At 54.5% G+C, this 11,706-nt stretch carries 9 protein-coding genes; 4 read left to right on the top strand and 5 right to left on the bottom strand.

Going from position 1 to position 11,706, the window contains the following annotated elements; all coding sequences use genetic code 11:
• Window positions 1-103 precede the first annotated feature (103 nt).
• From AC07UX_RS20635 to AC07UX_RS20615, 5 genes are all read right to left on the bottom strand, one after another.
• Window positions 104-2,455, bottom strand: coding sequence for a rhamnosyltransferase WsaF family glycosyltransferase (locus AC07UX_RS20635; RefSeq protein WP_495193837.1), 2,352 nt, complete (start codon window positions 2,453-2,455; stop codon window positions 104-106).
• A 20-nt stretch (window positions 2,456-2,475) separates the two neighbouring features.
• Entirely contained in the window at window positions 2,476-4,923 is a 2,448-nt protein-coding gene (locus tag AC07UX_RS20630; protein ID WP_495193836.1) for a sulfotransferase family protein, read from the bottom strand.
• A gap of 298 nt (window positions 4,924-5,221) precedes the next feature.
• Window positions 5,222-5,869, bottom strand: coding sequence for an ABC transporter ATP-binding protein (locus tag AC07UX_RS20625; protein WP_495193835.1), 648 nt, complete (start codon window positions 5,867-5,869; stop codon window positions 5,222-5,224).
• The gene (locus AC07UX_RS20620) at window positions 5,866-6,657 is read right to left on the bottom strand and encodes an ABC transporter permease (RefSeq protein WP_495193834.1); all 792 of its coding nucleotides are present in this window, start codon (window positions 6,655-6,657) and stop codon (window positions 5,866-5,868) included. Before AC07UX_RS20620 ends, AC07UX_RS20625 begins: the two co-directional genes overlap by 4 nt.
• An 8-nt stretch (window positions 6,658-6,665) precedes the next feature.
• Window positions 6,666-7,829 carry a KpsE/RkpR family capsule polysaccharide export protein gene (locus AC07UX_RS20615; protein WP_495193833.1) on the bottom strand — a complete coding sequence of 388 codons (1,164 nt, stop codon included), beginning with the start codon at window positions 7,827-7,829 and terminating at the stop codon, window positions 6,666-6,668.
• A 137-nt stretch (window positions 7,830-7,966) separates the two neighbouring features.
• Between AC07UX_RS20615 and AC07UX_RS20610 the strand changes: the two genes are divergently transcribed.
• From AC07UX_RS20610 to rfbD, 4 genes are read left to right on the top strand one after another with little or no spacing between them, the layout of a single operon-like run.
• Window positions 7,967-9,148, top strand: coding sequence for a polysaccharide biosynthesis/export family protein (locus AC07UX_RS20610; RefSeq protein ID WP_495193832.1), 1,182 nt, complete (start codon window positions 7,967-7,969; stop codon window positions 9,146-9,148).
• 32 nt (window positions 9,149-9,180) lie between these two features.
• On the top strand, window positions 9,181-9,747 hold the full coding sequence (gene rfbC, locus AC07UX_RS20605) for a dTDP-4-dehydrorhamnose 3,5-epimerase (protein ID WP_495193831.1): 567 nt from the start codon (window positions 9,181-9,183) through the stop codon (window positions 9,745-9,747).
• Between the two features lie 3 nt (window positions 9,748-9,750).
• The gene (gene rfbB / locus AC07UX_RS20600) at window positions 9,751-10,818 is read left to right on the top strand and encodes a dTDP-glucose 4,6-dehydratase (protein ID WP_495193830.1); all 1,068 of its coding nucleotides are present in this window, start codon (window positions 9,751-9,753) and stop codon (window positions 10,816-10,818) included.
• Window positions 10,815-11,702: a dTDP-4-dehydrorhamnose reductase gene (gene rfbD, locus AC07UX_RS20595; protein ID WP_495193829.1), complete on the top strand. Its 888-nt coding sequence runs from the start codon at window positions 10,815-10,817 to the stop codon at window positions 11,700-11,702. The genes rfbB and rfbD overlap by 4 nt, the downstream gene beginning before the upstream one ends.
• Window positions 11,703-11,706: the final 4 nt, after the last annotated feature.

The raw sequence follows: 11,706 nt of genomic DNA, 5'->3' as shown, positions 1-11,706 counted from the left end.
ACCGTTGAATTTGGCCAACCTATGCCACCTGCTTATTGGAAACGCATTTGCCTGAAACGGGACAATGGATAAAACCCATTGTCCCGTTTCCTTCTGAAGATCATCAGAATTTAAGCGCATCGACAAAGGATTTCCCCAAACTGTCGTCCGTCGGCATGGCTCGTATGAATTGATAGCCAAGATCGCGACGGCGTGCGAGTTCGGCAGGATCGTGCATCAGCCTTTCGCATGCCTCGACCATGCTTTCTGGCGTGCCGATGCAGTAAGATACGAAGTTGTCGCCGGCGAAGTTCAGTTCGGAATGCTTGATCTTGACATCGACCAGCCCCGTTCCGCATGCCAGCATTTCATAGCCAAGTTGGCTAGGATTGGTTGGAGAATAGCATATGCCAACCTTGGCGCGATGATACAGCTCTGCGAGTTCGTTGAGATCAGAAATCACACCGAAATTGCGATAATCAAACCCAGGATCGTCATATGCCGTTTCACCAAAAAGCCCAATCGTTATGTTGGGGTGGCGCGATTTCAGTAGCTTCAGGCCCTCTGAAATCAAATCGAAGCAACGACGATCCTGACTGGGACGAGCGAACAACAATATATCTATGTCGCGCAAACCTTCGACCAGCGGCGGACTGTATACATCCTTGTCCATTGTGAAAGGGATCGTGGTTGCAGAGACACCAAGATCGTCGCGCAATTTGGCGGCGACCCATTCGCCATAACAAATAATCTGGTAATTCAGTCCGTAGCATGCGAGCGAACGCATATAGTCCGATCCAACAGCGAAGAACATCGGCTCAAAGTCTTGGACGAAATAAACGATTTTCCCAGAGAAAGACACCAGTCGAGCATCATAAGCCGTCTTCCATTGTGTAACGATCAGATGACTGTGCGCGTCCACTCTTAGGCCATATACTTCGACCTCCGCATTCAAGTTGCAGTAAAATCTTGCAATGTCCTTCTTGATCACTGACGCAGATCGACTGGAATATACATAAATCTTGACAGTCTTACCGGCGCGCTCCAACCCTTCGCACACGCTGAATATCTTACGATGGCCTCCAGATGGTCCAGAAAAGTCGGGAATGACGACACCGACATCGGCCAGTCCGTATGATTGCGTCGTTACGGACGCAACGGCGCGCCCTTCCCGATGTGCGCTGAATGCCTCATACGCGTCCACCGCTTCGTTTGCGCAAAACCGTTGCGAGTAAGCATTGCCGCAATGATTGAACGCAACCTCCGCTCGCTTCAGTGCCCTATCATAACTGTGATAAATATCACGAAACGCCTGAAGCCATTCCTCCGTCGTCGTCGCAAGATGCGCCAATTGGCCGTTGATTGATGCTTCTGCAAACGCTTGGGTCGCCGTTGCGATCACGGGGCATTTTGCCATCGATGCTTCAAAGAATTTTAGTTCGCTCTTGGATTCGCAGAATGGATTATTGATTTCGAGCGGTGCGATGATGAGGTCACAACTGAACTGGTCGCGTATCATAACATCATGTGGCATCAGTGCGACACGTGAGACACGCGGCATGTCGCCAGGCCGGTGGATATGTTGCCAATGCGCCAGTTCCGGGTACTCGTTGAGATCGAACTCACCAATGAGGCGAAAAACGACGTCGGGCGTTTCGTTCATGAATTGGATCAATGCGGGTGCAGCTACAGCAAAGTCCGCCTGATGCGTTTTCGTGCCTGAATAGTAACCAACAACAAACGGACTCGGCCTGTGATGACGCTTATGGCCAACACGCTGGAAATATTCTAGATTTTCACGGCTGATTGCGTTTCGGATCTTGTAGGTCGGCTTGCCCAGCGCGGCGATCTGATCGACCAGAAAGCTTGTCGTGGATGTGCACATGTCGGCATGCAGAATGAAGTCACGATAGGCATGGACGCCTTTGATAAAGCCTTCTTTCGATTCATCGGAAAGATATTTATATCCATCAATGTACGGAATAACATCTTCATCGAAAACGAGATCATCAATATCATATACGATGATTGATCCGGCCGCGCGCATCTTCTCGACGAAGTCGGTATAGGGCGACCAATAGGGTGCACGATGGATTACGACAAACCGTGCGGATATGTCCTGACGCAACATTCCGAAAAGGTCCTCGCCCTTGCAGCACTGAACTTTCCACCCTTCGCCGGCAAGCCCGTCGGCTACTCGGAACACACGATAGGGCGTCGAACTGGTTCCGTTGGTCCCGTCTACGAAAAGCGCGTCCAGAGCATAGCCTGCATGGTTAGCGAGGGACTGGTCAACGTGGTTCTTCGATGTCGACGGTTTCGCCCGGCGTCCCAAGCGGGCACCGATCCACAGGAAATGTTCTGCTGGATCCATTCCAGAAGCCGCGACATCGGGATATTGCGTGACATACCATTCGGCATCAAATTGGCCGGACGTACGAAGTCGCTCGATATCATCGGCATTTATCAAAGTCATACAAATACCATCCTAGGCAATTAAAGAAGGCGACCTTCGGCCATTCCGTGTTTGATATAATGCTGAAGAGGGTCAACACCTGCTGCAGCCACGTCTGGATATCGGTTGAGATAAGCTGTCTTATCAAACAGTCCACGCTTACTCAGCCGCCGGTATCGGCGTTCCATCCGCCATGCGCTGGGCATCATGTTCCACCACCATGATGTATGCATGATGACCGGCATGACCTGTTGCAACCAGTTGGAATGCTCAGATTTGACTGCCACATCCTGTTCCCGCAACCGTAGCAGATTGGACAATTGAGCAATTTCGCTGATGCGTTCATTCATACGCGAATTGAGTTGGCTGTTTACCACGCCAATATCATTGATCTGATCGTCGCGTGCAGCAATTATTTCCGTTAACTCGGTAATATACTCCAGCCCGCGCGTCACCTCGATCTGAAGCTGCTGAGCCTGTGCGGCATCCTCCATCGACAAGGATGCTTCTTCCCGCTGGCGCAGCAACTGCGTCAGAACGATGATTTCACGCTGACTGTCCGATAATTTCGTATTTACTTGTGAAAAGGAGAGGGTGGTCTGTGTAATTTTCTCGTCGCGGTCCAAAATTTGATCGCGCAAACTCTGAATTTCCGCATAACGATCTATTGCCAGTCGTTCCAGATGATTGCGCTGGGTCTCGGCATCTTGCAGCCATAAGAACCTGTCTTCGCAAAGCTTAATCAAATCATCGGTATGGACAGAAAGAGAACGAAGTTCTTTTTCCTTTTCTTCAAGTTGATTGCACAGATTGTCCTTGTCCGCATTGGCGTCGTTCAACAACGAAGATAGTCTATGGATTTCGAGTTGAAGATGCTGTTTAGCCGATGCCATGCTTTCTAAAGCGGAGCGTGCACGGGCAAGTTCGTTTTCATTGCTGTGAAGTCGGAACTGGAATTTGCTGGCTTCCGCTAGCGCTGCCTGCCGTTCGCCAGAAAGGCGGAATACCCATTCATCTGCCGTCGCCAGTTTGATCTTCAGCTTTTCCTGTTCCTCCATGCTAGCATTGGCAATATCCTTCGCCCTGAACATCTCGGTCCGCGTCTGCTCGATTTCCTCGTGTCTTTGAAGAAGCGTGCTTTCGGTAGTAGCGATCTGATCGCGCAGCTTTTTAATTTCGGACGACAGGCTTGCACTGGTTTCTGCATTTTGTGCCAGCGCGGCTTCCGCTTCTTCGAGGCGCTTATGCACGTCGTCGCGATCCTGTTGGGTCACGATAACCTGCTGTTCACGGTCATTGGCTAAAGAAGTCATGTCCGCCAGCCGGGTCTGCGCGTCGCTCAACTGCTCCTGTAAGGCCACACGTTGCGAATGATGCTCGGCAGCGGCGGCCTCCACCTCGACAAGCCGTTCCTGTGCGGATTTGAGAATATCTTGTAATTCTACATGCGGTTCGTCGTCGCCTGCCAAGGCGTCGAGATTTTGATTTGCCTCAGGCGTAATAATGCTCTGCAATGTCGCTAACCCTCCCGTAGAAATGGAGAGGTCCGCTTCTGCGCTGCGAAGACGTTCCTCAAGATGTCTGATCTGGTGCATTTCGGCTGCTATTGAATGGGCGATCCCGGCGAACGCAGGACCTGCCGCATTTAATTCGGCTCTAATTTTATCAAGCATGATGTGATCGGCTTCATCTTCTCCATGAGCCGCCCATTTTAGCATTATGCGATAGGTTTCTCGCAGCCATTCAGAATATACGGGGCTGGATAAAACAGATTTTGGAGCACTAGCGAAGTGTTTGCTCTCTATATGTACAGAATTGTTTATTTCTTTTGCTACGTTTGTTGAGCATCGAGGCCATGTGATATCGAAAGATTTTCGAATTTTTTCAGAAACATCAGCCCAGCTATCAAGTAATTCATCATAAGTCGAAAATACACGACTCATGCCGCGAGTTGCGATTTCCGCATCGAGAACATGACGCAGCCAGAGAAGGTGTACGATATCGATGTGAAATCCATCACGGGCATGAAGTGATTCAGAAACCTCGATTGGATTGCGAACTGGGATTACAATATGTGGCGTGATCTCTTCCTCGTCGAACACATCGAGCCAGAAGCGAACCAACTTGGCGCATCTGGGATCTTTCATGACAAACAGAGCGGATGTGTTGAATTCGCGTTGGATCGCTAGACGACCGGATTCGACAAATTCGGGATATACAGGCGATTCATACCAATCTGGACTGAATTCAAGCCAGTCATGCCAATCGCTGCCGCCTGATTTCAGCACCGCTTCGTTGACTTCCATGATAGCTATCGATTCCCAATGCCCATGGGGATTAGACGACGACGCCGGCATCAGAGTTTGCGGCAGATCGCAGCCCAGCAGGTTCAGCACACGTGACAAGGCACTGGTGCCCGAACGGTGCATGCCAAGAATGAAAATGCAATTGCGCCGATAAAGAGAGTTACTCTTACTGCTGCTGCCCATTATGTAAGAACCCTACAGAAAATATTTTTACCAGTTCGTCTGACGCTCGCAAACCAAGTTGCTGTCGGCCAGTTTCCAATAGCAATGCTATGCTGCCATGCAGCACGCTGGTCAATGGGGCGTGCGCTCTCGGCAATCTGGAAAACGGGTAAAAAATAAGGGGCGGTTATTTCGGTAGCGGTATGACAAGGACTTCATATAGGAAAAAAGGGAATGGCCTTGTTGATGCTGGCCAAGGAAGCCTGTGCCCCGGCATACAAGGCGGCGTACATCGCTTTCGCGCCGCGCAGCATCGTCATCACAAATTAGAGTATTTCTCCACGGCAATGTCAACATCGTCATACATGATTGCTTCACCATCATGGATGATGATGGCCTTATTACAAGACTCTTTGATGAAATCCGGACTGTGGGATGCGATAAGCATCGACCTATCCTTGCGCTTCTCGAACATTTCGGCATGGCATTTGCGCTGAAAGTTCTGATCGCCGACCAGAATAATTTCATCGATCAGATAACAATCAAACTCTATGGCAAGCGACAATGCAAAAGCTAGGCGTGCACGCATCCCCGATGAATATGTTTTCACAGGCATTTTTAGTTGCCTGCCTAATTCCGTGAAACTTTCAACGAACTGCCGGAGGTCGCTATACTCGCGGCCGTAGATGCGCGCGATGAAGCGCGCATTGTCATACCCGGTCAGGCTTCCCTGAAAACCTCCTGCAAAACCCAGAGGCCATGATACGGTCATGTTCCGAGTAATCTTGCCGCTCGTCGGCATTTCGACGCCACCGATCAACTTGATCAATGTGCTTTTGCCTGCCCCGTTACGGCCAAGAAGGCCTACCCGATCGCCTTGGTTGATCACGATATTGACGCCATTCAGGACCTGTTTGCGGTGTCCTGCATGCGAATAGGATTTGGTGATATCGCTACAGATGATCATTCGACTGCCAGCTTCCGGCGAATGCGACGGCATAGGATAAGGCCGATCAGCGTAGCGATTACGGAACAGATAAGGGGATTCCAGATATTATAATAAGCGGTGACCTCGTTGCCCCAGATACCCTTGCGCATCATTTCCATACCGTTGACGAATGGCGACAACAGCAAAAACTCCCTTGCGCCAGGCGTCATCCACGACACCATGTAGAACAGGCCTGAAAAAGGGATCATGATATAGGTCGTCACCGGTATGAACTTTTCCATTGCGTCGGACACCTCCGAAAGCGGAGCGATGATAAGGCAAAGCGAAAAGCAGAACAGAGCATAGACCATCCATCCGGCGATGAGCAGTCCTATATTGTCGGGCACAGGAAACTCGTCAAAGCCGATCAGGATTATAGCCATAAAGATATAGGCCATCATCCCGCCGAGGAATTCGATGATGAAGCGCGCCAGGATGAAATCGACGATTTTGATCTGGCGATGGTAAAGTAGGCTCTGATTGACCGTAAAGACTGCAACGCTTCGCGACACGCCATGCCGGAACAAGGTGATCGGAATATAGCCGGTGGCGACGAATGCAATGACGCCGACGCCATGTTCAGTTGGCCCCTTCGTGACATGCCATACCAGCCCGACCAAGCCGGCAAACAGCAGCGGTTCGGCCATGATCCATAGGAAGCCAATATTTTCTCGCCCGAAGCGCGTGATCAGTTCCCGGATCATCAGCGCATGGATGACGCGGAGCTGCAATAGCCAGCTTCTACGCAGTCGCTGCAAACCGCTCATTGCCATTGTCAATCTTCCGAAGCGTGCTCAAGAACGCCGACCAGGAACATCCATGCGATAAAGTAGAGGCAGCCAGCGGCCGCAAATACAACTAGGACACTGATGAACCTTTTAGGTAGCAGCGGGACGTCGGGGATGTTGGGGTCGACGACGCGTTCAAGATAATATTGCTGGCGCTGGGCTTCGGCGTGGGCCTGGACCAGCGAAGCGTTGGCAGCGGTCATGCTCTGGGCGGCGAACTCCTGCTCAACCTCCAGGTTCTCATAGCCGCCAAGTTTGGATGCGATACCGTTGCCGTTGCCAACCACCCGGCTGTCTTGTGAGGCAATTTGCACGGAAATGGCATTAATCCGGTTGCGCAGTGCCGGGATTGAAGGGTTGCCGGGCGCGACGCGCTGCATCAGGTCAAGTTGCGCCTGCAACGCCGCGCGCTCGCCAATCATCGTGTTGGCGATTTCAAGAACGCCTCCCGCCTGCTTGCCTGGATCAATCAGCGCTTGGTCGTTGCGATATTGGGCCAGCGCGATGCGGGCCGCCTTGGCGCGTTGTGTTGCGAGTTCGACTTGTTTTTGCGCTTCGATGATGCCCTTGCTCTGGGCACGGCGGTTAAGCTGGTTGACCAGCGCCTCGCTCAGATCAAGCAATTTCCGGTTGATGATATAGGCATCCTGCGGTGTGAATGCCTCAACTTTTATGATCGCCGTGTTGCTCTCGCTGTCGAGGCGGGCTTCGACCCGTTTGCCATAATATTTGAACAGGCTTTCGAAGCTATTGTCCGAGAGTGGCAGGGGAAAGCGGCTGAAGAAATCGGCCTGCGACGTTGAAAATTTGTCGCGGATATCGACGCTTTTCTCCAGCGCTGTCAACGCATCGCGCGAGCGTACGAAAGTCAGCACTTCATGAGTTTGCTCTTGTCCACCCGATAGGCCCGTGGTCTGCACCAGATTGGCCAGTGTCGACACTTGGGACCGCTTCTGATCTGGGCTTTTGATGATGAAGCGAGACTCTGAAACATATATATCGGACGCGATCAGGCCATAATAGAGCGCCGTCAACAAAGTTGGCAACACGACGGTCAGCAGGAACCAGCGCCGCTTTTTCACCCAATGAGCCAGAGCCAAACGCTTTGCCGAAGCATCGGCCTCATAGGGAAACGATTGATTGACGTTCATAAGATTGTGCAGCGCCTTGAGCTAGTCGAACGATCCCTGCGCTAGGCCAACATGGCAAAAGGCGCAAGGCCAAGCAGCCTGCGATAGTGCGTGTTTGAGAGGAACTATTGCCCATTCTCCGATCGCGATGCTAAGGCGTGTCGCTGATCAGCGATTGCCTTTCGAGACCCTCATCGATGAAAATTAAGAATATCATATATTTGGCGTTGTTCGCAGGGGTTGCTGGCTGTGCCACACTGCCTTCTAGCGGCCCTACAGGCAGGCAGATTGAAAAGTCTGCTACAGCCCCCCAGAATGGTTCGGCCATTCAGATAGTGGAAATCCAGAAGGCGACAGACGTCCCGGTGGCGACGGGAATCGCGTTGCCTGCATCTCTCTTGTCCCAGTCCGCGCCCGCGCCAACTGACATGATCGGCGCGGGAGACATTCTTGAAATCAACATATACGAAGCTGGCGTTGCACTGTTCAGCAACGAAACGGCGTCCTCTGCTACTGGCCAGCTTTCGGCGCCAGGCGTCCAGGTTCAAAAGCTGCCTCCCACGCGCGTCGACGATTTGGGTGATATCCGCATTCCCTATGCAGGAAAGATACGTGCCGCTGGTCTTACCACCAGAGAGATCGAAACGAGCATTCGGAACTCCCTGCGCCGACTTTCGCAGAACCCCCAGGTAATTGTCACTTTAAGCCAAGCTATCACAAACTCGATCATCATCGGTGGCGAAGTGGCCAAGCCGGGACGCCTTGTTCTTCAGACCAATCGTGAGAGCCTGTCCGATGTCATCGCTCTGGCCGGCGGCTATCGCGGCAATTCCAAAGATTTGATGGCTCGGATCATGCGGGGGGACACAACCGTCGATGTCCGTATCAACGATCTCGTTGATAATTCGGCGCTTGACTTCCGCATTCGGCCTGGCGACCGTCTGATGTTGGTAGATGACCCCCGTACATATTCGATTCTCGGTGCATCGGGCCGCGTGGAGCTGGTGCCTTTCCATCGTTCCTTCGTCTCGCTGGCAGAGGCCGTAGCGACCGCCGGCGGCACCAATCCCAATCTGGGCGATCCTGCGGCCATCTTCCTGTTCCGCTACGCCAAGGATGCCGAGGGCAAGGAGGTGCCACAGGTCTATCATCTCAACATGATGCAGACCGGTTCCTATTTCCTGGCGCAGAAGTTCGTGATGCAGGACAAGGACGTCCTTTATTTCGGTAATGCTGCAGCCAACCAGCCCAGCAAGCTCGTTCAACTCATTAGCCAGCTCTTCTCACCGGTCCTGACCGTGACGAGCGCGGTGTCGGTGATCCAGAACAGCAACAACTGATCAAAACAGGGTCGCACTTTTCAGGAGAATATATGGAAGTTCAGACCTACGATATTGCCGGTGTCACGCTCCTGATCCCTCGCCATATCGGCGATGAACGGGGCTATTTCGCGGAAACCTTCCGCGCCGACCTGTTCGCCAAACATATCGGCGACTACAGTTTCGTGCAGGATAACGAATCCCGCAGCGCGCGGGTCGGCACGATCCGCGGCCTGCATTTCCAGAGCGAACCCCATGTGCAGGGCAAACTGGTGCGCTGCACTGCTGGCGCTTTGTTCGACGTCGCCGTCGACATCCGCGCCGGATCGCCTACCTATGGCCAGTGGGTCGGCGAAACGCTGACCCCCGAAGACGGCAAGCAACTGTGGGTGCCGCCCGGATTCGCGCATGGCTTCTGCTCACTCGAACCCGATACCGTCATCTGCTACAAGGTGACCGGCAGCTATTACAGCGTCGAATGCGACAAGGGTCTTGCCTGGGACGATCCGGCGATTGGCATCGTGTGGCCCGATGTCGCCGACGCCGAAACCCTTTCCGCCAAGGACCGCAAGCAGCCGCTCCTGGCCGACCTTCCCGCCTATTTCAGATGGAGCAACTAACCAATGCGCGTAATCGTTACCGGCGGCGCCGGCTTCATCGGCTCTGCCCTCGTCCGCTATCTGGTGCTAGAAAAGGGCTATGACGTCCTCACCATCGACGCGCTGACCTATGCGGGCTGCGAAGCCTCGCTCAAGGAAGTCGAGGGCAAGAACACCCACCAGTTTCTGCATGCCAATATCTGCGACCGCGCGGCGATGGATGCGGCGATCGCGGACTTCAAACCTGACCGCATCATGCATCTGGCCGCCGAAAGCCATGTCGACCGCTCGATCACCGGCGCGGCCGACTTCATCCAGACCAACGTGGTCGGCAGCTTTACCCTGCTGGAGGCCGCGCGTGCTTACTGGAACGGCCTGGAAGGCGACGCGAAGGCGGCGTTCCGCTTCCTCCACGTCTCTACCGACGAAGTCTATGGTTCGCTGGACGACGAAGGGCTGTTCGAGGAAACCACGCCCTACGACCCCTCCTCGCCCTATTCGGCGTCGAAGGCCGCGTCCGACCACCTCGCCAAGGCATGGCAGCGCACCTATGGCCTGCCAGTGGTGGTGTCCAACTGCTCGAACAATTACGGGCCGTACCACTTCCCCGAGAAGCTGATCCCGCTGACGATCCTCAACGCGCTCGCGGGCCGGAAACTGCCGGTCTATGGCAAGGGCGAGAATATCCGCGACTGGCTCTATGTCGACGATCATGCGCGCGCGCTGGACATCATAATCGAACGGGGCGAACCGGGCGAAACCTACAATGTCGGTGGCCGCAACGAGCGCAAGAATATCGACGTGGTGCTGCGCATCTGCGCCGTGTTGGATGAATTGGTCCCGACCGACAGCCCGCGTGCCGACCTGATCGAATATGTCACCGACCGTCCTGGCCATGACGCCCGCTATGCGATCGACGCGACCCGTCTGGAAGATGAACTGGGCTGGAAGGCGCAGGAGAATTTCGACAGCGGCGTCGAAAAGACCGTGCGCTGGTATCTGGACAATGAATGGTGGTGGCAGCCGCTGCGCGAACAATATGACGGCCAGCGCCTCGGCCTGGATAAATCTGCCGCCAAGGTGCCTGCATGAAGATTGCCGTCACCGGCACGGCGGGGCAGGTCGTCACCAGCCTCATCGAACGGGGCTCCTCCGCCGGGCATGAGGTGATCGCGATCGGCCGTCCCGATCTCGATCTGGTTGACCCGGCGTCGGTCGTGCGCGCGCTGGAAGCCGCTACGCCCGATGTCATCGTGTCGGCCGCGGCCTACACCGCGGTGGACAAGGCGGAGGGTGAGCGCGATCTCGCTTATGCCGTGAACGGCGCTGGTCCCGCTGCGGTGGCACAGGCGGCAAAGGCGCTGGGCGTGCCGCTCATCCACATTTCGACCGACTATGTGTTCGACGGGACGCTCGACCGCCCCTATGTGGAAAGCGATCCGACCGGCCCGACCGGCGTCTATGGGGCGTCGAAGCTGGCGGGCGAACGGGCGGTACTGGACGGCCACGACAATAGCGCGGTTTTGCGCGTGGCCTGGGTCTACAGCCCGTTCGGCGGAAATTTCGTCAAGACTATGCTGCGTCTCGCCACCGACCGCGACGAACTGGGCGTGGTGGGCGATCAGGTCGGCAATCCGACCAGTGCGCTGGCGATCGCCGACGGCATCATTCAAGTGGCTACCAATTTGGCAGCCAATGGTAGCCCTGAGCTACGCGGCGTTTTCCACATGACCGCGCCGGGCGAAGCCAGCTGGGCGGATTTCGCGCAGGCGATCTTCGCGGCCTCTGCGGCGCGGGGTGGCCCGACGGCATCGGTGCGGCCTATCGGCACCGCCGATTATCCCACACCTGCCACGCGGCCTGCCAATTCCCGCCTCGATTGCAGCGACATCGCCCGCGTCCATGGCGTGACGCTACCGGAATGGCGCACATCGCTGGACGAAGTGATGGACCGCCTGCAACCTGCTAAAAACTGATTTT

The sequence above is a fragment of the Sphingobium sp. GW821-FHT02B05 genome (assembly GCF_059421905.1).
Note: the sequence above shows the minus strand (reverse complement) of the source record. Positions and strands in the feature narration are given on the sequence as shown.

Coding starts and splice junctions, on each gene's coding strand:
- AC07UX_RS20625 (WP_495193835.1), bottom strand. CDS start 5,869: ATGATCATCTGTAGCGATATCACCAAATCCTATTCGCATGCAGGACAC.
- AC07UX_RS20620 (WP_495193834.1), bottom strand. CDS start 6,657: ATGAGCGGTTTGCAGCGACTGCGTAGAAGCTGGCTATTGCAGCTCCGC.
- AC07UX_RS20635 (WP_495193837.1), bottom strand. CDS start 2,455: ATGACTTTGATAAATGCCGATGATATCGAGCGACTTCGTACGTCCGGC.
- rfbD (WP_495193829.1), top strand. CDS start 10,815: ATGAAGATTGCCGTCACCGGCACGGCGGGGCAGGTCGTCACCAGCCTC.
- AC07UX_RS20630 (WP_495193836.1), bottom strand. CDS start 4,923: ATGGGCAGCAGCAGTAAGAGTAACTCTCTTTATCGGCGCAATTGCATT.
- rfbB (WP_495193830.1), top strand. CDS start 9,751: ATGCGCGTAATCGTTACCGGCGGCGCCGGCTTCATCGGCTCTGCCCTC.
- AC07UX_RS20615 (WP_495193833.1), bottom strand. CDS start 7,829: ATGAACGTCAATCAATCGTTTCCCTATGAGGCCGATGCTTCGGCAAAG.
- rfbC (WP_495193831.1), top strand. CDS start 9,181: ATGGAAGTTCAGACCTACGATATTGCCGGTGTCACGCTCCTGATCCCT.